General features: G+C 56.7%; 4 protein-coding genes. All 4 read left to right on the top strand.

All coding sequences use genetic code 11. The annotated features are described in order from the left end of the window. The first annotated feature begins 178 nt into the window (after positions 1-178). On the top strand, positions 179-7,537 hold the full coding sequence (locus tag HM1_RS00640; protein WP_012281308.1) for a cadherin-like beta sandwich domain-containing protein: 7,359 nt from the start codon (positions 179-181) through the stop codon (positions 7,535-7,537). 36 nt (positions 7,538-7,573) lie between these two features. After that, the gene (locus HM1_RS00635) at positions 7,574-8,254 is read left to right on the top strand and encodes an Hpt domain-containing response regulator (RefSeq protein WP_012281307.1); all 681 of its coding nucleotides are present in this window, start codon (positions 7,574-7,576) and stop codon (positions 8,252-8,254) included. A 299-nt stretch (positions 8,255-8,553) separates the two neighbouring features. Then, entirely contained in the window at positions 8,554-17,484 is an 8,931-nt protein-coding gene (locus HM1_RS16045) for a LamG-like jellyroll fold domain-containing protein (RefSeq protein WP_012281306.1), read from the top strand. An 18-nt stretch (positions 17,485-17,502) separates the two neighbouring features. After that, positions 17,503-26,325 (top strand): immunoglobulin domain-containing protein, encoded by an 8,823-nt coding sequence (locus HM1_RS00620; RefSeq protein ID WP_012281305.1) that lies wholly within the window; start codon positions 17,503-17,505, stop codon positions 26,323-26,325. The last annotated feature ends 131 nt before the right edge of the window (positions 26,326-26,456 follow it).

Raw genomic sequence — 26,456 nt, 5'->3', positions numbered from 1 at the left:
TGCGTGTTCCATAATCCGGCTTCCGTATCCTGACTCCTGAAAAAATCTACCTTCCCTAAAGGTAAAAAGGGATAGAGCCTAAAGGTTGACCTGCTATAATGTTCCGGAAGCAAAATGAATTGTTTGAAAAAGGCATTATGAAGATTGCCTTTGCAAATTAAGAAGGGAGGAAAAATGTATGAATAGCAGACGAAGCAGGAAAAGGAGGGCCAGTTCTTTTCTTGTCCTATTCCTTGTCCTGTTGCTGACGGTGAATCCAGTTATGCCTGCTAAGGCATACGCGCTTCCGTCAATAGAGGATCTGGTCAACGAAGCTCTTGAACAAACGGGCATGAAGGATCTGGCGGACGATGTGGCCGAGACTCTGGAAGACACCGTGAACGGCACTCTGCCGGTGTTGGAGAAAGTACCGGAAATGGTCATGGACGACACCAAGGCAAAAGCGGAAGAGGCGGCAGCGCAGCTTTCCGTGATCATGCCGGTGCTGCGGGAAATTGCGGAAACCGGAAACGTTGTTACTGAAATTCTGGGCGCCGTACCCATTGACTTCGACGTTGATGTTGCCGTGCCCATGCCGGGAGACTTGGGCAACGATATGGGAGCGAAAGCCTGGGCGAAGAAGCAGGGGGATTACATTTCACTGTGCATATGGGTGGACGGCCCCGGCCGCAGCCAGGCCGTTTTCGGCATCGCCAACGACGACCCTCTGGGCGGGGGGAACGCGCCTCATTTTGAGAACTCCGGGCACATAACCACTGCTTTCTATGACATGACCCCCAATGGGCGTGACTATGTCCATGCCCGGCTTCCTTTAGGTATGGATATGCCCACAGTGTATGCGCGCGGCTATATCCCCTGGGGGTCTAAGGATGAGCAGTACATTAAGGTTGAAATCGGCGGCATGACCGACACCCAGGTAAACCTCAACTTTGAGGTAAGCCTGAAGGGGACGGCGGACGCGGAGGTATCCATTGAGGGCGAGGCCAAAGCCAGCTTCTCGGTGGGCGTGTCGCCCCAGGAGGCGCAGAAGGTCGCCAACCGGACTATGATCACCATGAATAGGGCCCTGATCGCCGAGGCGGAAAAGGGCGAACTCGGCCCCGAGGCGGCGGCCAGGGTCATCAAGGCGGCCATTGGCCAGTTGAAAGCCTGCTCCGCTGAAAACCCCGGGGCCATTGGTTCGGTTACCCTGGGCGTGGATATCGCCGGGCTGGTGGGGCTGGGAGTGGCGGATTCCGTCTGGCCGGGCATCAGCGCTTCCGGCGGGCTGTATCTGGAATTGCCCCTGGACGCGGCGGCAAACATCGGGCTGGACGCTTTGGATGGTTTACTGGAAAATACCGAGCTGATGGCTAACGATATCCACCGGATTGCATCCTGTGTGTTAAGCGGCGATCTTAGCAGCGAAACTCTGAATGAAGTGACCGCGAGGCTCCGGAATTCCTGGGAAAACGGCGCAAAACCGGTATTTGAAAATATAGTCAATGATACTGTAGGGGCCGTTGCTCAAACCAGTGTCGGCATTTCCTTATCCCTTGACCTAGCGGGAGAAGGCAGTACCTCTGGTGGCGGCGACGGCGGCACTGAAAGCTCCTTCAACCTTTTTGCGGCCGATGCCTCAATTCCCGGGGGAGAGGCTTTGGTGGCGGCTGCCAATGGAGAATTCATCAGCGATACTGTCGAAGGCCTGGCCCTTTTCCTGGGCAACATGCTGAGCGGCAATGTGGACCGGGATGTGCCGGACCAGCTTGACAGGCTGGACGAAGTGGTTGACAACCTGGCGGAGGGGACGGTGCTGAGACTCGACATCTGCACGCCCCTCTATGTCCAGCTTACCGCGGAGCTTTCGGCCAGGCCGCTGGTCGAGGCGTCCAAGACCAGTATCGAATGCCTCAGGGGGCTAAACCGCGCCATGCTTCATGCCGCCAGGGAAGGCAGCCTGGAACCGCTGCGGAACATCGAAAATTACATCCAAGGGGGCAAGGAGCACCTGCTTGAGTTTATCAAAAGCATCAGCGGGTCCATGTTCGGCCTTGACCTCGGTATTGGCGCCAGCGCCGACCTGGGAGCCGAGGCGACGGTGACGGTGGACGGCGGAGCCTCCGTGTACATGAAAGCAAACCCCGAAATGATCTTCTTCGTGACCTCCCTGGGCGAGCTGCAGTTTGACGACGTGACGGGCCTGGCGCAGGCGGGCATTGACATCTCGGTGGGCGCCAGCGGCGGCGTCAACCTGGGCGAGGGCGTGGAGCTGGGGGTTCAGGGCGGCGCCAGCGTGGATACCAGCCTGCTCAAGCTGCTCCTGGAGGAGCATCACGGTCCCATTGATGATCTCTATACCGTAAAAGGTTCGTCCAACGCCAACCTGGGCGAGCTGACCGTAACAGTCGGCGGGAAGCAGCGCAACCTGATACCGGAGCTGAATGATACTGATACTAGCTACACTGCGTATGTTCCTTACAACACCAATTTAGTCACCATTGAGGCAAAACCCCAGAGCCCAGGCGCAAAAGTGAGATTTTGGGGCCTGGATACGAATCGGTACACGGAAGACCTCAACGGATACAACATGTTGGTACCGATCACCGTATGGGCGGAAGACGGGACAATGAAGGAATACCAACTGTCGGTGCTGCAGGGTCCTTCCATCAAGCTCAGGTCCCTGAGTTCGCCGAATGATTCCTTATACTTTAGTCCTGACCAGTTTAGTCCTGACCAGAACAATTATGTTATCAACGTACCTTTATATCGCACCGATATTGAGTTCGTCCCGGTACTGGACCACATCGGAGCCACCCTCAAAGTGAACGGCGTGCCATGGTCCAGCGGGCAAACTTTCAAGGCCCCCCTCAACGTGGGAGAAAACATCATTACCTTTGAGGTCGGCGACTACATGGACACCAACACCTACACGGTCAAAGTGAACCGGGCTCCGTCCAGCGACGCCACGCTTGCCTATCTGAGCGTTAACCAGGGCACACTGGATCCGGCCTTTGACAAAAACACGACATCCTATACCGTGAGCGTCGGTGAAGATGTCGCCAGTATTGCTATCTACGCCGATGTTAATGAGCCCCACGCGACGGCAACCCTGTACAAGGTGGACGGAAATCAGCGTGAAGAATTGCAGTCCCAGCTCTACGGCATTCGCAAAACTGTTGAAATCCAGCCGGGAGAGAACAGCTTCGAGATTGTGGTCACCGCCCAGGACGGTACAACCAGGGAAACTTATAGCCTCAATGTCTTCCGGACAAATGTGCCGCTCAAAAGACTGGCGGTCAGGATAGGCGATGGGGCAGGCGCTCAAAACATAGAACTAACTCCCTCTAGCTTAGGCCATGGTTTAGATTTGAACAGTGACTCCAACGTCTATATAACCGCAGAGCCCATAAGCGAGAACGTAAAAGTCTATATAGGAAATGCAGTGGTCACCAAAGAAGATGGGTGGACGGCAAATCTTGGGCAAATCCGCGAAGACCAGCAGGTGTCGATTCCCGTCACGGTCAGAACATTAGCCGACCTTAAGCGGACCGATTATGTAATCAGGTTCAATTTGTCAAACCAAGACATGGGCCTGGAGAGTGTCAGGTTTGTATACAAAGACCAATCCGGCAACGATCAAACGGTTGTGCCGTCATCCGGCACTGACGGGTTCCACGCGGAGGTGCCTTCCTACGTAGATCACATTAAGGTGTATGCAACGCCCGAATACACTACAGGTAACAATCCTGCTTACACTTTCGTAAATCATATGATTGACTATGCCGGTTCGACTGTCTTTGTCGACCACAGTGTTCCGGGCGTAACCGTTTCCCTTGGAGTCGAAATGAACACCATTCCCATAACCGTCGTTGCCGCAAACGGCAATACCTCGACATATAATCTTTACGTTACGCGGCCGACACCTCCGGAAATGATTGCCGATCTTACCAGCATTTCTGCTAACTGCGGAAGTTTTGACCATGCTTTCGATCCGCGAATTACAAGTTATTTCCTCACCATCCCGTATCAGCCGGACGAAGACGCCAATTCAACCACGTACCCGGGGTGGCCGAGTTCGGTTATAATTACGCTTGCATGCGCGTCAGACGGTTCGACATTCCAGGTGCCTACACAATATGTCTGGAGGAAATACAAGGTTCACGGTGACAAAGGCTCCCAAAATCCATTATTATATGAGATCCATGTGGAAAACATATATACATGGGACCCTATCCCTGTGCAGTTTTCCGTTACCTCTCCGAACGGACAGGTGAGCAAGGTCTACAACATTACCATCCAGCGCTCCCCTTCTGCGAACGCCTGGTTGGACCCTAACAGCGGACTGCAGGTAAGCATAGACAAGAACAGCATAGAAAGCTTAAATCCGGTTTCCTACCCTTTCAACTTAGCCTACACCGTCAATGTGGGCAGCGAGGTGGATAAAATCTACCTTCGCGCCAAACCCTGGTACCCCGGAGCATCTCTGACCATCAACGGGGCTACAGCGGAATATCAATACGATGATGTCAACTCTCCATATCCAGTACAGTACTGCGAATGGCGGGAAGTGCCCCTCAGCGCGGGAGCGAATAAAGTTGAGGTTGCAGTCACCGCGCCGAACGGCAAAAACACCAAGACCTATACCGTCACGATAAACCGCGCGGCGCCGCCCGACACCGCGCCGCCTTCCATCGGAGTGCCGGTGAACATCACGGTCGAGGCGACTTCTTCCGCCGGGGCGGTCGTCAACTTCAATGCCAGGGCCATCGACGCCGTGGACGGCGAAGTGCCTGTGACCTACAGCAAAAACCCGGGTTCCGTATTCCCGGTGGGTGACACCGCCGTAACCGTCACCGCCCAGGACCAGGCGGGCAACACCGCCACAGCCGGCTTTACTGTCAAGGTGCAGGACACCACTCCGCCGTCCTTTGGGCCTGTGGGGGATGTAGAAGTCGACGCGGCCGGTTCCGGCGGCGCGGCGGTTAATTTCTCCGTTACGGCCACAGACCTGGTGGACGGTCCGGTTGAGGTCATGTATTCAAGGACGCCGGGCTCTGTATTCCCGGTGGGAACTACCAGGGTAACCTGTATGGCGGAGGATTCGAGGGGCAACGCGGCTATTAAAACCTTCAATGTGACCGTTATAGGCCAGACAGTAGAAAATGCCGTTATTTCTTCGGATGCTGCGGATTTTGACAAAAATATCGCCAACCAGGCGGATGTGGAAACCACCATCACCTGGAATAGCGCCACAGCCGTTACCGATGTTAAGAAGGCCGGAGCCTCCATTGGAATGGAAAACTATGCTGTAAACGGAAATATCCTGACTATAAAGAAGGAGTACCTGGCAACTCAGCCCACAGGCGGCCTTGTGCTGACGGTGGAATTCGACAGGGGCAATGCGGCGACGCTGGCTATCAATATACTCGATACGACACCGCAAATCATCAGCGCAACCATCAGCCCGACGACAGTGACTTTCGATCTGGATAGCCCCGGCGACGTAAGCACAACCATATCCTGGGGCAGCGCAGCTACCGTCACTGATGTGGTCTATGGCTCAGTTTATTTGACATCGCCTGCGGATTACAACGTTAGCGGGAACACCCTGACCATAAAGGAAACCTGCCTCTCCGGACTAAATCTGACCGATGGGAATTCCATAGATTTTGAAATCTCGTTTAATGCGGGAGACAGCGCGGTACTGACAGTTAACGCTGTCAGCAGCTACGTGCCGTCCGGTGACGCTGCTTTAAGCGATCTGAGAGTGGGCGGAGAAACCGTTGCGGGCTTTGTATACAAACAATATGAATACACTGTCCAGCTGCCATACGGCACTCAGCCCGGCAGCCCGGCAGCCTTCGTCAGCGCAACGCCGAATGACTCCAGGGCAAACGTGCGCATCACTCAGGCTGCGTCCCTGCCCGGAGCGGCCAAAGTGGAGGTCACTGCCGAGGACGGCACTGTGCTGACCTACACCATACACTTTACTGTGGCAGAGCCACCGCTATCCTCCAATGCAAGCCTAAGCGGGCTGACATTGAGCGCCGGGAGCTTGAGCTTCGCGCCGGATACGGTAAGCTATACACTAAGCGTAGCCAATGGAGTAACAAGCACAACGGTTACCCCTGTTGCAGCGGATGCAAATGCCAGGGTGCAGGTGAACGGAAAGGATGTTGAAAGCGGTCGGTCCTCCGAACCCATAGCGCTTAAAGTCGGAAGCAACACGATTGCTATTGTGGTTACGGCACAGGATGGTGTAACCGTCAGGACATATACAGTCACTGTGAACAGGGCGGCAGCGCCAAGTAGAGATAGGGATGATGACAGAGGCAGTGGCGGAACCTCAACCCTTCAACCCCAGCCTGTGCAACCTCCGGCAGCGACTGTCGGCGGGTTGAAGACCACCGCAACTGTGGATGCAGCTACGGGTACCGTAAAAACAGAGCTTGATGCCGATGCTCTGAATATGGCCCTGGAAGGCGCACTGACAGGTGATGACGGGAAAAAGACATTGGAAGTTGAACTGTCCAAGTCGGCTACGGGAAGCTACAATGTGGAATTTCCGGCATCGGCCCTTTCCAATCCGCAGGCTGATATAAACATTGAAATCAAAACTGATGCAGGCACAGTTACACTTCCGGGCAACATGCTTGCTGGTACAGGATTTGAAAATCAGGGTGATGCAGGCTTGACAATTAAAAATGTTGACAAATCAACTCTCCCGGAGGAGGTTAGAAACGCCGTAGGCGATAAACCGGTGATACAGCTGGGCCTTACGGTTGATGGCGAGCAAAAGGCTTGGAACAACCCGGACGCTCCGGTGACGGTAAGCATCCCCTATACGCCGACGGCGGCGGAGCTGGCCGATCCCGAGCATATCGTCGTCTGGTACATCGACGGCAGCGGCAATGTAATATCAGTACCCAACGGGCGCTACGACCCGGCCACCGGCACCGTTACCTTCACCACCACCCATTTCAGCTATTACGCCGTAGTCTACAAGCAGGTGAGCTTCAAGGACGTGGCAAAGGATGCGTGGTACTCAAAAGCGGTTTCCTTCATCGCCGCCAGGGAGATCACTACCGGCACGGGAGGCGGCAATTTCAGCCCCGAAGCGAAGCTGACCAGGGGGCAGTTCATCGTCATGCTGCTGAAGGCGTACGGCATCGCCCCCGATGAAAACCCGCAGGACAATTTCGCGGACGCGGGCAATACCTGGTATACCGGCTACCTGGCCGCGGCCAAGCGGACCGGCATATCCGCGGGCGTGGGCGGCAACGTGTTCGCCCCCGAAAAGGAAATCACCCGCCAGGAAATGTTCACTTTGCTGTACAACGCGCTGAAGGTAATAGGACGGCTGCCTGAAGGCGATTCCGGCAAAAGGCTTTCCGATTTCAGTGACACAGGCGAAATTGCCCCCTGGTCGAAAGAGGCTATGAAGCTGCTGGTGGAAACCGGCACCATCGGCGGCAGCGGCGGCAAACTTTTGCCTAAGGACACCACCACCAGGGCGCAGATGGCCCAGGTACTGTATAACTTGCTGACAAAATAAAAGGACACATGCAGCAAGGAACTAAAGCTTGGCAATATGCAGATCCGGCACTCATATGCCGGATCTGCGGCAAAGGCAAATACTGAGGATAAGGTTAAGGAACGGCCTGAAACAGAGCTTTATCAACATGAGGCCGCGGCAGCCATCCGCAGGCTGGAGGCCGGGAAAAACAGGCATACCCCCATTATCGCCGTCACCGCCGGCGATACCCCTGAGGAAAAGGAAATGAGCCTTGCCGCCGGCATGGACGATTACATAAAAAAGCCCGTCCTGCTGGACGCCCTGTCCGGGACGCTGGCGCGCTGGCTGCCGGGCGCCGTGAAAAACGGGCGGCAGGTTTTGGGGGGCGCTTTCGCCGAAACCGCCGCAAGCCGGGTTATTCTCCCCTCCTTTGTGCCGGAGGGGAAAAAGGCGGAGCTTCTGCAAACGGTGGGCGCGGACCCGGCGCTTCTGTCCCGGGTGCTGGCCGCCTTCCTTAGGGATATGCCGGAAAAGCTTGCCGCGCTGGAAGCCGCCCTGAAGGAAAAAGACGCCCCCCGTGCCCGGCTGCTCTCCCACGGGATGAAATCAAGCGGGCAGTTTGTCGGAGCCGCCTCCTTCGCCGCCCTGTGCGGGGAGATGGAGGAAAAGGCCGTCGCCGGCGCCCTTGAGGGGGCCGGGGAGCTGGCGGAAAAAATCCGCCGTGAGCTTGTGAAAATTCAAAAGGAATTGGCATAAGCGGCATCAAACGCAGGCTAAAGCAAACAGCCTGTGTTTTTTTTGCCCTCATGCGTGTTCCATAATCCGACTTCCGTATTCTGTCTCCTGACTCCTGACTCCTGTCTCCTGTCTCCTGTATTCTGTCTCCTGTCTCCTGAGCCCTGAAAAAATCTACCTTCCCTAAAGGTAAAAAGGGATAGAGCCTAAAGGTTGACCTGTTATAATATTCCGCGGCAAAATGCATTGCCGGAAAATCCCAGGGCATTTGCCCATGCAAAGCAGATTCTAAATATTACCATAACAAGGAGGTAGATTTTGTGAAAAAGCTTTTATCCATTTTGCGGACCCGCCTCATTCTGACCGGCTTTTTGCTGGCGGTGGCGTTCCTGGCCACGCCGGTGACGGCCCAGGCGGCGGGCTTTTCGGGGAGCGGTTCGGGGACGGCGGGAGATCCCTATGTCATCACCACCCCCGAGCAGTTGAACGAGGTGCGGAACAACCTCTCGGCCCATTACCGGCTGGGGGCCGACATCGACCTGTCGGGGTACATGAGCTGGCAGCCTATCGGCAGCCAGTCGGCCCCTTTTACCGGCAGCCTGGACGGCGGCGGCTTCAGCATCAGGAATCTGTCCATTGACCGATCTAATGAGGACATTATTGGCCTCTTTGGTTCTGTTAATGGAGCAAGCTTTCAGAATGTGATAATAAAAAACGGGCTTGTCCGCGGCAGATATGAAACCGGCGGTTTGGTTGGCAGGGCCAGCAATGCTTCCATTAACGGTTGCAGCTTTTCCGGCAGTGTGTTTGGTTATCATACAGTGGGCGGATTGGTGGGAAAAAGCGACGGAAGCAACATCCAGGATAGCTGGGCTTCGGGGTATGTGACCGGTGATGGTTTTTGTATTGGCGGATTAATAGGGGCTTGTACTATAAATGGGGGAACAATCCGGAACAGCCATGCCCAAAGCCAGGTAACGGGCGGCGCCAATGCCGGAGGATTAATTGGAGATGCGCAAAATAATGTAAATATCATTAACTGCTATGCCGTTACCAGCACTAAAGGACCTTACAAGATTGGAGGGCTGGTAGGATCTAAGTATGGCGGTTTGGTGGAAAACTGCTTTTCCAGTGGCGATGTAAGAACTACAACAACTTATAACGATGGGGCAGGCGGAGGATTAATCGGGATTAATTATGGCGCTTCAATTAAATTCAGCTATTCCAGCTGTACTGTCAGTACAATCGGAAGACTCGGATATGCAGGCGGTTTGATAGGTGTGAACGACGGAGGTTCAATAACGGATTGCTATGCCGTCGGGGATGTGACATCCAGATATATAGGCGGAGGGTTGGTAGGGCATAATACCGGTTCAGTTGTAAAATGCTACACATCCAATCATCTTAGCGAAGAGGAATACCGTTGTGGTGCATTGATTGGAAGAAATGAAGGGAGCATAAGCACCAGCTTTTGGAACAAAGATAAATTTGGTTGGCCCATATGGGTACCGAGTGATAAAAGCGGTACCACCGGTCTGACAGAATCCCAAATGAAGATACAGGCGTCATTTGCCGGTCTGGACTTTGATAACGTATGGAACATTGAAACGGGCGGGTATCCTTACCTCCGCTGGCAGATTCCTGCGCCCGATTTGGCTCCCCCCGGCTTTGAAACAGGCTATCCTGCTTATGATGAAGCTACGCCTCAGGGCTTTCGCCTGAAAGTGAAGACCGATGAGGACGCTGATGTCTATTTTGTGGTACTGGACAAAGGCGTTTCATTAAGTCAGTTGTTTACGGAGAATCTCTACTACTCGATGACAACCGGCCGGGCGGAAAACGGTTTGGACGCATTGCCTGCCAATAGAAAGGGCTGGATCGGTACAGCGGCGGGAGTGGAAGCCAGCGTGGAGATCAGCGGGCTGGTTTCGGGCACAGACTATGACATTTATCTGTTTGCCGAGGACAGGGTCGGTAATTATACCCATTCCCTTACCAAGCTGACAGCCCGTACGGAATGGAGCGGTGATGAAAACGGCATCACCGGCTTTACGGTTGCCGGACAGGTGGGAATGTCGAAAATAGATGCCGCGGCTCATACGGTGACTTTTTATATGCCGGAAGGAGCGGATGTAACATCCCTGGCGCCGGCAATAACACTGACAGGCAGCGCCACGGTATCGCCGTCCTCAGGGCAAACGCAGGATTTCACCAATCCGGTCATCTATACCGTAACCGCTCAGCATGGCCAAACCCAGGATTGGACTGTGGTCTGCGCCTTTGTGGATCCCAGTTTGGTCCTGCATCTTAAATTCGAAGACAATCCGGAAGATAGCACACCCTATGGCAATAATGGCACGGCCGGCGGTAATGTGGAGTATGTGCCGGGTATCATGGGAAAGGCCGCTTTATTTCGCGGCGTTGACGCGCCAGGCCACATCATGATTGCCAACAGCGACTCGCTGCGGTTCACCGACGGATTAACCGTTTCCTTCTTTGCCAGAGTGGACAGCGAAAGAGGTATGGACGGGAACAGCAATGCGGTTGAAAAGGGTCGGCAGTGTTTTTTTGCCAAAGACGGCGATCAAAGCAATCTGATCTATTCACTGATCTATGGCAATACAAACACCAATACCATCAAAGGCGGGGGATCCAGCGCCTCTGTCAGCCCTTTTTACACCCTCGGCAAATGGATGCATATAACTTATGTCATCTCAGCCAGCGGAGCTGTGATCTACAAGGATGGGGCAAAAGTGGCGGAGCAGGCATTATCAGGCACTCTGGACTTTAGCGGCTCAAATGCCAAGGATTTCTATGTCGGGAGACTTGGTACGTTCTGGTATCCATTCTATGGTGCCATTGACGACTTCAAAGTATTCAATCGGCCCTTGACGGAGCAGGAAGTAAGGGAACTGGTTTTTGGATCCGGCGACGCCGTATCTTTCGCGGTGAGCGCGCCGGCCGAAGTCCGAGCGGGAGAGACCTTCAGCGTGGTACTTACCGCCCTGGACCAGTCGGGGCAAACCTTAGCGGACTATGGCGGCATACACAATATTAACTGGAACTGGACGGCAAGCCCTTCGCCCAATGGCACGGCACCGGTCAAGCCCGCCGACGGGATGGCGATGTTTAGCAATGGTGTGGCCACGGTTAGCGGATTCAGGCTGACCAATGCAGAGACAATAACCATCACCGCCGCCGAAGATGACGGTTCTTTTGGCGAAAGCGCGCCTGTAACGGTCAGGCCGGGCAGCCCTGAAACCCTGACTGTGGAAACGCCTGGCACGGTGGAGGCAGGTAAGCCATTTCAGATCAGGGTTACAGCTGGCGGGGGAGACATTTACGGCAATACCGGCGGGGTGTTTACCGGCACCATAGGTTTTGCCTGCGATGATTCACAGGCACAGCTGCCCGGGCGATATACTTTTGTTGAAACCGACAACAACGTGAAGGTGTTTGATAACCTGGCACTCAACCGCCTTGGTGATACTACCCTGTGGGTATCCAGATTATCCGGCGGAGACCCTGAGGGGTATTGGAGGTTTGACGAGGGAAAGGGCAGTCTTGCCGTGGACTTTTCCGGCAACCGTTACAATGGTACACTGATCAATACCGACGCAGGCGCTTGGGTAAACGGCGCCCCGGACATCAGTTTTACCAACCACGGTGGACTCATGTTTGACGGGAGCAATGATTATGTTGATGCCGGGAACGGAGTTAACCTGGCCGACAAGTCCTTTACTATTGCCTTTTGGGCCAGATGCATCAAATATGGGGAAAATTGGATTATCAGCCAGGGTACCACTGCCAACAACCAAGGGCTGCATGTAGGCTTCCGCAACGCAACCACATTCAGCATCGCTTTTTGGTACAATGATCTGGACGTCAATGTGTCCGGCGACACTGGATGGCACCACTGGACCGTCACCTATGACAGCGGCACGAAACTTCAGCGTATCTATCAGGATGGCGCCATGCTTGGCTCCCGGACATCGAGCAGCAATTTGCAATCATCCGGAAATCTATATATCGGCAAGCGCTTTAATAATACCGGGTTCTTCGGCGGATACCTGGACGACCTGCGGGTGTATTACAGAGTACTTGCGGATGAAGAAATCGCGGAGTTGGCCGGTGGGGGCGGAAGTATTCCTTTCTGGGATAAGGTGATCACAGTACATCCTCAACGACCGATTGTGGACAGGGTGGCCTTTGGGGCCTCAGGGGGGACGCCGCCCTACAGCTGGAGCGCCACCGGTTTGCCATCGGGACTGAGCATGAGCAGCGACGGAGTAATCAGCGGCGTTCCTACAGCCACTGAAACCTCCACAGCCACTATCACGGTAACAGACGGCGCCGGCAGCACGGCAAGTATGAGTTTGGTACTGGCAGTAGACCTGGGTTCTCTGGATTTGAACATCAACGACTGCCGGCTGGCGGTTAACTATAGTGCCCAGGCGCTGAACATAGCCAGTCTGGCCTTGAGGGCTGCGGGCGGAACCCCGCCCTACAGCTGGAACGCCGCCGGCTTGCCATCGGGATTGAGCATGAGCAGCGACGGTGTAATCAGTGGCACACCCGCAAGCGCCGGGACATCCCCCGCGACCATCACACTGACGGATAATGCAGGCAACACGACCGTTAAAAGCTTCGATCTGGAAATAGACTTTGTGATGCCTCCGTCCATTACCACCCAGCCGTCCAGCCAGACGGTAACGGCAGGCCAGACAGCCACCTTCACGGTAGCAGCCACAGGCACGGGGCCTCTAAGCTACCAGTGGAAGAAGGACGGCAATAACCTTTCCGACGGCGGCAACATCAGCGGGGCCGCAACGGCAACCCTGACAATCAGCAATGTGCAGGCGGCGGATGCCGGAAGCTACACCTGCTATGTGAGCAATGCCGCGGGCGGCGTGACCAGCGACGCGGCAACTTTAACTGTAAATCCCGCCGTAATCGACATCGCCGCCATTCCGGGGGTAACCCCTCCGGCCAGGGGAGCGGCGCCCGTAACCGCGATAACCGAAACGGCCCAATATACGGGAACCGTAAGCTGGTCACCGGCCGACAACCCGTTCAGGGGCGGCACGGTCTACACGGCCACCATAACCCTGACGCCAAAGGCCGGGTACACCTTGACAGGCGTGGCTGAAAACTTCTTTACCGTAGCCGGAGCCACATCGGCAACCAACGCGGCTGGCTCGGGCGTGGTGACCGCCGTATTCCCGGCCACCGAAGCGGATCCGCCGTCAAATAGCCCGCCAACGGCGAAAAATCCGGTGCCAACTCAAAGCGTGACCGCGGGCGGCACGGCCACCTTCACCGCTTCCGATATCGCGGAAGATACGGACAATGACCCGCTGACCATCACGGCTATTGTAACAGGCCCGGACACAGCAAAGGCGACGGCAAGCCTTAATAGCGGCACTGTTACCCTCACCGGCGTGGCGGCGGGCGACACATCGGTTGTGGTCACGGTCTACGACGGGACGGACACAGCAGATGTAACCGTACCGGTTTCCGTCACGGCAGCTCCTGCAGCTCCGGCCATTACCACGGCAAGCCTGCCTGATGGCACGGTGAACACTGCTTACAGCCAGGCGCTTACAGCAACCGGTGATGCGCCCATCACCTGGAGCCTTGATAGCGGAAGCCTGCCAACCGGACTGACACTGTCAGGTGATGGAAACATATCCGGAACGCCGACGGCCGCCGGTACATTTAACTTTACCGTAAAGGCTGACAACAGCGCAGGCAGCGACACAAAAGCCTTGAGCATAACCATTAATCCGGCTCCTGTGCCTCCGGCCATTACTGCCCAACCGACTAATCAGACGGTAACGGCAGGCCAGACAGCCACCTTCACGGTAGCAGCCACAGGCACGGAGCCTCTAAGCTACCAGTGGAAGAAGGACGGGGCGGACCTGACCGACGGCGGCAACATCAGCGGGGCCGCAACGGCAACACTGACAATCAGCAATGCCCAGGCGGCGGATGCCGGAAGCTACACCTGCTATGTAAGCAATGCCGCGGGCAGCGCAACCAGCAATGCGGCAACTTTGACGGTGAATACGGCGCCTCCTGCGAACAACCCGCCAACGGCGAAAAATCCGGTGCCAACTCAAAGCGTGACCGCGGGCGGCACGGCCACCTTCACCGCTTCCGATATCGCGGAAGATACGGACAATGACCCGCTGACCATCACGGCTATTGTAACAGGCCCGGACACAGCAAAGGCGACGGCAAGCCTTAATAGCGGCACTGTTACCCTCACCGGCGTGGCGGCGGGCGACACATCGGTTGTGGTCACGGTCTACGACGGGACGGACACAGCAGATGTAACCGTACCGGTTTCGGTAACGGCGGCGCCGCCCACCCTGGTAACCTCCATCACCGTAAAAGGGGCAGGCGACGCGACCACCGTGGTCAACGGCGGTACCCTGCAAATGACAGCGGAAGTATTGCCTTCTGATGCCACGGATAAGACCGTGACCTGGAGCGTGTATTCCGGAACGGGCACAGCCGGCATAAACGCTTCCACCGGATTGCTGACGGGCACCGGAGAAGGCACGGTGACGGTAAGGGCGACAGCCAACGACGGCTCCGGGGTATACGGCGAGGCAACCATCACCGTCACGGCGGCGCCGCTGCCGGTCATGGGCGGCAGTGTAACCATCAGCGGCAATGCCAAATACGGCGAAACACTGACAGCGGATACATCAGGCATCACCTATACCCCGGACACCAGCGATGACGTGCCAACCTACCAGTGGAAACGCGGCGGAGCGGATATCCCGGGGGCCACAGCCTCAACCTACACATTGGCGCAGGCCGACATCGGCCAGACCATCACCGTGACTGTCACCGCCGATGGCATCCACGCTACGAGCAGCGTCACCAGTGCTCCGACGGCTGTTGTGGACAAAGCCGACGGGCCGGCGGCCCCGGGAGCACCTTCGCTGGCAAGCAAAACCCACAACAGCGTCACCCTGGCAGCCAACGCAGCCTACGAATTCAGGGTAAACGGAGGCCTGTGGCAGGACAGCAATATATTCACGGGTCTATCACCGGAAACCTCATACACCTTTACCGCCAGGGTCAAAGAAACCGCCACCCACAAGGCATCGTCCGAGAGCGCGGGGCTGACCGTATCGACGGATGCAGCGCCGGCCCAGCCTGACACCACTCCGCCGGCCGTGGCGGACGGAACCATCACTGCCGGCGGCCTCACCCACAACGGAGTCACCTTGAGCTGGAGCAAGGCGACGGACGATGTGAGCCCCCAGGGCGCTCTGCGGTATCGGGTCTATTATTCGGATTCAGACAATATAGCATCAGTAACAGACGCGGTATATAACGGCACAGCAGCAGGAGATTACGCAACAGATATCGGCACAAAAGAAATTACCGGCTTGAATAGCAATACCACCTACTACTTTAACGTCATCGTTATGGACGAAGCCGGGAACAAAACCGCTTACACCATGACATCAGTAACCACCGCGGCCGCGCCGCCCGTGAACACCGCGCCGAAGCGCAAATCCGGCGTACCGGCAACAGCGACGGCCGTCGTGACCGTGAACAACGCCTACACCCTTGATCTGTCCACCATATTCGAGGATGCCGACGGCGACAATCTGACCTACAAGGTATCGGTGAACGGCGCCGCGGCGGTTGCGGCAAACAAAGATTATTCATACACGCCGGCTGCTGTAGGTATAACCACCCTGGTATTCACAGCCAACGATGGGACAACGGATTCCTTAGACACGTACACCGTAACCCTGACGGCCGGTGCCGCTGTAACCTGCACCGTCACTTTCGACTCCCAGGGCGGCAGTGCGGTAGCAAGCATTACCGGCGTTGCACCGGGCTCCGTCATAACCGCGCCGTCCGCGCCGACACGGACTGGCTATACCTTCGGCGGCTGGTATAAGGAAGCGTCCTGCGTCAACGCCTGGAACTTCAGCGTTGACACGGTAACGGCGAATATAACCCTCTATGCCAAATGGATATATAATGGCGGCGGAGGCGGCGGAGGCGGCAGCGGCAGCAGTAGCAGCACTCCTGCCACCCCAACATACAAGGCCACCGTATCCGGGAGCAACATATCAGAAACCAAACTGCCCGTCAGTGTCAATACAAATACGGACAGTGCGGCAACAGACCTTGGTACACTGGCCAAAGATATCTTTGCCGGCGCGGGGACGGCAGTCCTCACAGTACCCTCCATTCCCGGCGTGAACTCCTATACCGTAGGAATACCCGCCGCTTCCCTGTCAGGATCACAAGGGGAATGCGTACTGACCTTCTCCACCGGCGCGGGCAGCGTCACCCTCCCGTCCGGCATGCTGGCGGGAATTCCGGGAACGGAAGAATCGAGCGCAGGTATCACCATCGGCCAAGGTGACAAGTCCGGCCTGCCGGAGGAAGTAAAAGCAGCCGTCGGCGACCGGCCTATTGTCCAGCTCACCCTGACCCTGGACGGCAAGCAGACCGAATGGAACAACCCAAGCGCGCCGGTGACGGTAAGCATCCCCTATACGCCGACGGCGGCGGAGCTGGAAAACCCCGAGCATATCGTGGTCTGGTACATCGACGGCAGCGGCAGCGTGGTTTCGGTGCCCAACGGGCGCTACGACCCGGATACAGGCACCGTGACATTCACCACCACCCACTTCAGCTATTATGCCGTAAGCTACAAGCAGGTGAGCTTCAAGGACGTGGCAAAGGATGCGTGGTACTCAAAAGCGGTTTCCTTCATCGCCGCCAGGGAGATCACTACCGGCACGGGAGGCGGCAATTTCAGCCCCGAAGCGAAGCTGACCAGGGGGCAGTTCATCGTTATGCTGCTGAAGGCGTACGGCATAACCCCCGATGCAAACCCGCAGGACAATTTCGCGGACGCAGGCAGCACCTGGTATACCGGCTACCTGGCTGCGGCCAAGCGGACCGGCATATCCGCGGGCGTGGGCGGCAACATGTTCGCACCCGAAAAGGAAATCACCCGCCAGGAGATGTTCACCCTGCTGCATAATGCGCTGAAAGCCATAAATAGGCTGCCCCGGGGCAGTTCCAGCAGGCCGCTCTCAGACTTCAGCGACGCGGACGACATCGCCCCCTGGGCGAAAGAGGCTATGAAGCTGCTGGTGGAAACCGGCACCATCGGCGGCAGCGGCGGCAAACTTTTGCCTCAGGACACCACCACCAGGGCGCAGATGGCCCAGGTGCTGTATAACTTGCTGACAAAATAAACAAAAGGAGGTTTATTTATGAAAACAATTGTAAAAACGCTGCTGTTGGCGGCAGTGATGGCGGTATTCATTATGCTTCCGATGAAAGTGCAGGCGGCGACGCATGACGTCAGTACTTTGGAAGAGCTGAAGACTGTTGTTGCCAGCGTGTACAGCGGCGATACCATCAACATCACCGGCGACATAACGCTGGACAGCGATTTGACCATTACCAACCCAAATGCGTTTGCCATCACATCTTCGGGCAGCACAATTACGTGCGGCAGCTACAAAATAGTTATTGGCGCCGGCGCGGATGTGACTGTCGGCGGCGACCTGGCGATAACCGGCGCCGCAACGTCAACCATCTCGGTGCAAAGCGGCGGGCGCTTTACCCTGGCCGGAGGTACTGTCAGCAACAGTGCCTTATATGCAATAGAAAGCAGCGGTAACGCTGTCATCAGCGGCGGCACCATCAACGCGGCGGGCACCGGCGGTGTTGGCGTCAGAGCCCTTGGTGGGGGAGTCACCATCAGCGGCGGCGCCATCAACGCGACGGGCGTTTCCGGCATAGGCGTCCAAGCTGTTAACAGCGCCTCGGTCACCATCGGCGGCGGGACGGTCTCGGCCTCAGGAACGGGTGTCAGGGTGGGAAACAGCGCCTCGGTCACCATAGATAGCGGGACGGTCTCGGCGTCAGGAGCGGGCGTCCTGCTGGCTGGCAGCACCTCCTCGGCCTCCGCCACCATCAACGGCGGGACGGTCTCGGCGTCAGGAGGGGCCGGAACCGGCGTGCAAGTAACTCTGGGCACGGCCCACATCAACGGCGGCACCATCTCAGGGGACGACAAGGGCGTTAATCTGGCCAGCGGACAGGTCAACATCACCGTGTCCGGCGGCCTGACGGTCAGCGGGGGCGTGTTTGCCAGCACCGGGCCATCCTTCCTCAGCGCTCTCCCGTCGCCGGTCACGGTGACGGCGGGACAGACCGGGCAGGTGGCCCTTGCCGGCGTTGACGAGAGCATCACCTTTGCAATCGACCCCGCCACCGCCGGCGAGCTGGCGGCGAGCATCGCTTCCAACACCGTGACGCTGCAGCCTGCCCCGGCGACCCCGGCGGGCGGCTACGATCTAGTCCTGACCGCCCAGTCCGGTTCCGGGAACCTTAAGTTAACGGTCCCCGTTTCCGTGGAGAACCTGGACATTTCCGGCGACTTCACCGACCCCAACTTCAAGCAGGCGGTCTGGGAGTGGCTGGGCAACAGCGGTGCGCCGGGGAGCTTTACCAAGCAGGATCTGATCGCCCGGATGCCCGACCAAGGCTATACCCTTTATATTGACAGCAAAAACATAGCCAGCCTGGCGGGGTTGGAGCATTTCCAAGGCACGGGAATTCAGGAGCTGGATTGCGGCTACAATCAATTGACCAGTTTGCCGGCTTTGCCTGATTCCCTAATTGGCTTATACTGCTACAACAACCAGTTGACCGGCCTGCCCAGCTTGCCTGGCGGACTGCAGACACTGAACTGCAATTACAATCAGCTAACCCAATTGCCGGCTTTGCCTGCGTCCTTAAACACACTGCGCTGCGCAAGTAACCGGTTGACGGCGCTGCCCGCATTGGGGGCCAATGTCAGTGTGGTTGAATGCGGCTACAATCAATTAACCGGCCTCCCGCAGCTGCCAAGCGGTTTGACAGTATTGACGTGCAATAATAATCAACTGGAGGCATTGCCGGAACTGCCTCCCAATCTTCAGTGGCTATTCTGCGATGAAAACAGGCTGACAAGTCTTCCGGACCTGCCTGGTACGCTCACAATTCTTAAGTGTGACAGGAACTTTATAAACGTCTTTTCCGGGCCTGAAAAAGACAAACTGGACGCTTGCCCGGCCGGCACAAAAACAGTTACACCCCAATTCCGGTATGCTTACACGGGGACTGGCCTTGTGTTCACAAGGGCCGGTGAGACTCTGGGGATACAGGCGGCTGACGTGAAAAAAGAGCAGTCAGCGGACGGCAATACGTGGACGGACACCTATGTGCAAACGGATTTCGGCCTGTTTGCTTTCGCCAGTTCCGATGAGAATGTGGCCGCGGTGGACAGCCAGGGTGTGGTAACGGCTACCGGGAACGGGAGCTGTGTTATCTACGCCCGGTTTGCGGGCATCGCCTCGGCTTACACGCAGATTGAAGTGCCTATTTCCATCATGGTACCGCCTTCCATAACAACACAGCCAGAAAGCCAGACGGTAACGGCTGGACAAACGGCCACCTTCACGGTAGAAGCGGCAGGAGATACACCTTTAAGCTACCAGTGGCAGAAAGACGGAGTTAACCTTTCCGACGGCGGCAACATCAGCGGTGCTGCTACGAACACGTTGACCATAAGCAATGCACAGTTGTCGGATGCCGGAAGCTATACGGTGGTGGTAACGAATGCGGCGGGCGATGCGACCAGTAATCCCGTTACTCTGACGGTGAACGCACCCCCGTTCATCACCAGCCATCCGGACAGTCAGATAGTAGCGCCGGGACAGACGGCCACCTTCTCGGTAGCGGCGACAGGTACCGAGCCCATAAGCTACAAGTGGAAAAAGGACGGAGCAGACCTGTCCGACGGCGGCAACATCAGCGGTGCTGCTACTGACACGTTGACCATAAGCAATGTACAGTTATCGGATGCCGGAAGCTATGCGGTGATGGTATGGAATACGCTAGGCGATGCGACCAGTAATGAGGCGATCCTGACCGTGAATACGGCGCCGAAACGCAAATCAGATGTGCCTGCGACCGCAACGGCCAGCGTAACCGTCTATGACGCATATACGCTTGATCTTTCAACGATATTCGAGGATGCCGACGGCGACAATCTGACCTACAAGGTATCGGTGAACGGCGCTACGTATGCTGCGGCAGATAAAAATTACTCCTACACACCGGCTGTCACCGGTACAGCCACACTGATATTCAAAGCCTATGACGGGACCGAGGACTCCTCCGACACGTATACCGTGTCACTAAATGTTGAGGGTATCCCGGTCAGCATTCAGGACATTCCGGGCGTGACCCCTCCGGAAAGAGGAGCAACGCCCGTAACCGTGATAACTGAAACAGATCAATACACAGGAACCGTGAGTTGGTCGCCGAACCACAATCCTTTTGCCAGCAGCACCGTCTACACGGCGACCATCATCCTGACCCCGAAAGGAAACTATACCCTGACCGGCGTGGCAGAAAATTACTTCAAAGTGGCGGGCGCCGTATCGGTAAGCAATGAAGCTGATTCGGGCGTAGTGACTGCCGAATTTCCCGCTACAGCTCCCCCGAACAGTAAGCCCGTAGCGAAAAGCCCGGCACCTGTCATGGGCGTGACAGCGAGCGGTACAACCGAATTCAATGCTTACGATATCGCAGAGGATGCGGATGGAGACCCGCTAACCATCACAGCCATAATGACATTCCCCAACTCTAATGTAGCGACGGCAAGCCTTGACAGCGGTACTGTTACCCTCGCCGGCAAAGCAGCGGGCGAAACGTCGTTTACAGTTAAGGTCAGCGACGGGGAGGATTTTGCATATATAACAGTGCAAATTTCTGTGACCGAATTTGCTGGCGGCGACGGCACGGAAGCAAACCCCTACCAGATCGCTGATGCATACCAGTTGAATAACGTGCGTAAACATCTGGATAAACACTTTATTCTTATAAGCGATATTGATCTGGATGTATCTCCATTCAACATATGGAACGGCTGGGAACCCATCGGCAATTCTTCCAGTCCGTTTTGCGGCAGCTTCAACGGCGGTAATCATACTATCAGCAACCTCAAAATCAGACAGACCGTTAAGAGTTATGTCGGTCTTTTCGGCTACATAGGCGTTAATGCCAATGTTCGTAACGTAAAACTAAAACTGGTCGATATAGTCGTTGAGCCTCCAGTGGATATTACTGTCTTCTACGCCGGCGGTCTGGCAGGATATAACGAGGGCAGCATCAGCAAATGCCATGTTTCCGGCAGTGTGTCGGGAGACTTTAATGTCGGCGGCCTTGTGGGCCAAAACGATGGCCTTGTTAGTGAAAGCTCTTCCACCAGTGTTGTGTCAGGTGATCGTTATGTCGGCGGCTTGGTAGGCAGCTGCGAGCAAGAAAGTAATACTGTGAACTGCTACTCCGCGGGGAGGGTACAGGGCAGCGGCAATGTAGGCGGCCTGGTAGGTTACCGCAGCTCCAATTCAACCGTAACCGGTTCCTTCTGGGATACTCAGACGTCCTGTCAAGTAAGCAGTCAAGGCGGTACGGGCAAGACCACCGCGGAGATGAAGCGGAAGTCCACCTTCATGGAAGCGAACTGGGATTTTGACAGCACCTGGAACATTGTGGAAAATTCCACATATCCCTATTTCAAGTGGCAGACTGATGATTTCGACTTCGCGCCTCCGGTATTCGCCGAAAATTACCCGCAAACAGGCGATGTTACCCACGAATCTGCGGAACTGCAGGTTCAAATGGATGAGGCAGGTACCGTTTATTATGTGGTGCTGGAATCGGCTGCTGGTACCATCAGTGCCGCTCAGATAAAGGAAGGGACGGACTCAGTCGGTAATGCCCTGAATGAAAACCGGAAAGGAAGTCTGGAGATAGCGGGAGGCGGCGTATTGGCCGAGACAGTCATTAACGGACTTGATCCTGAGACGGAATACTATGTTTATATGACGGCCGAGGACGCAGCGGGGAACCTGCAGCCAGACGCCTGCATATCCAGTGTGCAGGTGGCCACGTCAGAGTTGACGCCGGTGTATATAACGAAGCAACCTTTGAGTCAGACGGTAACGGCGGGGCAGGCGGTTACCTTCACAGTGGAAGCGGCAGGGACAGAGCCGTTGAATTACCGGTGGAAGAAGGGCGGGGCGGACCTGACCGACAACGGCAGCATCAGCGGGGCCGCGACGGCAACACTGACAATCAGCAATGTGCAGGCGGCGGATGCCGGAAGCTACACCTGCCATGTAAGCAATGCCGCGGGCAGCGCAACCAGCAATGCGGCAACTTTGACGGTGAATACGGCGCCTCCGGCGAATAACCCGCCAACGGCGAAAAATCCGGTGCCAACCCAAAGCGTGACGGCGGGCGGCACGGCCACCTTCACCGCTTCCGATATCGCGGAAGATACGGACAATGACCCGCTGACCATCACGGCTATTGTAACAGGCCCGGACACAGCAAAGGCAACGGTAAGCCTTAATAGCGGCACCGTAACGCTCACCGGCGTGGCGGCGGGCGACACATCGGTTGTCGTCACGGTCTACGACGGTACTGATACCGTAAATGTAACCGTACCGGTTTCCGTCACGGCAGCTCCTGCAGCTCCGGCCATTACCACGGCAAGCCTGCCTGATGGCACGGTGAACACTGCTTACAGCCAGGCGCTTACAGCAACCGGTGATGCGCCCATCACCTGGAGCCTTGAAAGCGGAAGCCTGCCGACCGGACTGACGCTGTCAGGTGATGGAAACATATCCGGAACGCCGACGGCTGCCGGTACATTTAACTTTACCGTAAAGGCTGACAACAGCGCAGGCAGCGACACAAAAGCCTTGAGCATAACCATTAATCCGGCTCCTGTAGCTCCGGCCATTACTGCCCAACCGACTAATCAGACGGTGACCGCGGGAGAAACGGCCACCTTTACGGTAACGGCGACGGGAGACGCACCTTTGAGCTACCTGTGGAAGAAGGACGGCAATAACCTTTCCGACGGCGGCAACATCAGCGGGGCCGCCACCGATACCCTGACCATCAGCAATGTGCAAGCGTCGGATGCCGGAAGCTACACTGTAGTGGTAACCAATGCGGCAGGCAGCGCAACCAGCAATGCGGCAACTTTGACGGTGAATACGGCGCCTCCTGCGAATAACCCGCCAATGGCTAAAAATCCGGTGCCAACCCAAAGCGTGACCGCGGGCGGCACGGCCACCTTTACCGCCTCCGATATTGCGGAGGATGCGGACAGCGATCCGCTGACCATCACGGCCATTGTGACAGGCCCGGACACAGCAAAGGCAACGGCAAGCCTTAATAGCGGCACTGTTACCCTCACCGGCGTGGCGGCGGGCGACACATCGGTTGTGGTCACGGTCTACGACGGGACGGATACAGCAGATGTAACCGTACCGGTTTCGGTAACGGCGGCGCCGCCCACCCTGGTAACCTCCATCACGGTAAAAGGGGCAGGCGACGCGACAACAGTAGTGAACGGCGGTACCCTGCAAATGACAGCGGAAGTATTGCCTTCTGATGCCACGGATAAGAGCGTGACCTGGAGCGTGTATTCCGGAACGGGCACAGCCGGCATAAACGCTTCCACCGGATTGCTCACGGGCACCGGAGAAGGCACAGTGACGGTAAGGGCGACGGCCAACGACGGCTCCGGGGTATACGGCGAGGCAACCATCACCGTCACGGCGGCGCCGCTGCCGGTCATGGGCGGCAGTGTAACCATCAGCGGCAGTGCCAAATACGGCGAAACACTGACAGCGGATATATCAGGCATCACCTATACCCCGGACACCAGCGATGACGTGCCAACCTACCAGTGGAAGCGCGGCGGAGCGGATATCCCGGGGGCCACAGCCTCAGCCTACATATTGGCGCAGGCCGACATCGGCCAGACCATCACCGTGACTGTCACCGCCGATGGCATCCACGCTACGAGCAGCGTCACCAGTGCTCCGACGGCTGTTGTGGACAAAGCCGACGGGCCGGCGGCCCCGGGAGCACCTTCGCTGGCAAGCAAAACCCACAACAGCGTCACCCTGGCAGCCAACGCAGCCTACGAATTCAGGGTAAACGGAGGCCTGTGGCAGGACAGCAATATATTCACGGGTCTATCACCGGAAACCTCATACACCTTTACCGCCAGGGTCAAAGAAACCGCCACCCACAAGGCATCGTCCGAGAGCGCGGGGCTGACCGTATCGACAGATGCAGCGCCGGCCCAGCCTGACACCACTCCGCCGGCCGTGGCGGACGGAACCATCACTGCCGGCGGCCTCACCCACAACGGAGTCACCTTGAGCTGGAGCAAGGCGACGGACGATGTGAGCCCCCAGGGCGCTCTGCGGTATCGGGTCTATTATTCGGATTCAGACAATATAGCATCAGTAACAGACGCGGTATATAACGGCACAGCAGCAGGAGATTACGCAACAGATATCGGCACAAAAGAAATTACCGGCTTGAATAGCAATACCACCTACTACTTTAACGTCATCGTTATGGACGAAGCCGGGAACAAAACCGCTTACACCATGACATCAGTAACCACCGCGGCCGCGCCGCCCGTGAACACCGCGCCGAAGCGCAAATCCGGCGTACCGGCAACAGCGACGGCCGTCGTGACCGTGAACAACGCCTACACCCTTGATCTGTCCACCATATTCGAGGATGCCGACGGCGACAATCTGACCTACAAGGTATCGGTGAACGGCGCCGCGGCGGTTGCGGCAAACAAAGATTATTCATACACGCCGGCTGCTGTAGGTACAACCACCCTGATATTCACAGCCAATGACGGGACAGTGGACTCCGCCGACACCTACACGGTGACATTAACGGCTTCCAGTGCCGGTGGCGGTGGCGGCGGAGGCGGCGGAGGCGGCAGCAGTAGCAGCACTCCTGCCACCCCAACATACAAAGCTGAGGTTTCGGGCATCAGCACAGCAGAAACCAGCCTGCCCGTCAGTGTCAATACCAATGCGGGCAATGCGGCCACAGACCTGGGCACCCTGGCGAAGGATATCTTTACCGGCGCGGGAACGGCGGTCCTCACAGTACCCTCCATTTCCGGCGTGAACTCCTATACCGTAGGAATACCCGCCGCTTCCCTGTCCGGCTCACAGGGCGAAGGCGCTCTGACCTTCTCCACCGGCGCGGGCAGCATCACCATCCCATCCGGGATGCTGGCGGGAATTCCGGAAACGGAAGGAAAGAAGGCAGGCATCACCATCGCCCGGGGCGACAGGACCAGCCTGCCGGAGGATGTAAAAACAGCCATCGGCGACCGGCCTATTGTCCAGCTCACCCTGACCCTGGACGGCAAGCAGACAAACTGGAGCAACCCCGACGCTCCGGTGACGGTAAGCATCCCCTATACGCCGACGGCGGCGGAGCTGGCCAATCCCGAGCATATCGTCGTCTGGTACATCGACGGCAGCGGCAATGTGGTTTCGGTACCCAACGGGCGCTACGACCCGGCCACCGGCACCGTTACCTTCACCACCACCCATTTCAGCTACTACGCTGTGGCATACGTGCACAAGACATTCGGCGACTTGGGCGGCGCGGAATGGGCCAGAAAACCCGTTGAGGTTATGGCCTCCAAGGGAATCATCAGCGGAACAGGAAAGGGTACCTTCTCCCCCGCTGCCAATATCACCAGGGCCGATTACCTGGTGCTGCTGATCAGGACCCTGGGACTGATGGCGGAATTCGATGGCAACTTTGACGATGTGGAGCCGGGCGCCTACTATTATGAAGCCCTCGGCATCGCCAAAAAGCTGGGCATTGCCGCGGGCAGCGGGAACAACCGTTTCAATCCTAAGGAAAGCATCTCCCGTCAGGACATGATGGTGCTGACAGCCAGGGCACTGGAGAAATTCAGGGGATTGAAGGCTGTGGACGCCAACGGTCTGCTGGATAAATACAGCGACAAGGGAGACATCGCCGGCTATGCGGCCAATAGCCTGGCCACACTGGTTAAAGAAGGCCTGATCAAGGGCTCCGGGGACAGGCTGAACCCCCGCGCAAATGCCACAAGGGCGGAAGCAGCCGTGTTCCTGTACCGGATCTACAATAAATACTAAAGATAAGCTTCACCAATGGAAATAAGCTAATACCTTGAGGCCGCGGTAAAAAAGGACTGCGGCCTCAAGCATTATCTCCGCCTTTTTCTAAAAGAAATGCTTTTGTTCCAAGCGGTCCAGGCTCACCTATA

The sequence above is a fragment of the Heliomicrobium modesticaldum Ice1 genome (assembly GCF_000019165.1).
Lineage (GTDB): Bacteria > Bacillota > Desulfitobacteriia > Heliobacteriales > Heliobacteriaceae > Heliomicrobium > Heliomicrobium modesticaldum.
This window is presented reverse-complemented; position numbering and strand designations above follow the sequence as displayed.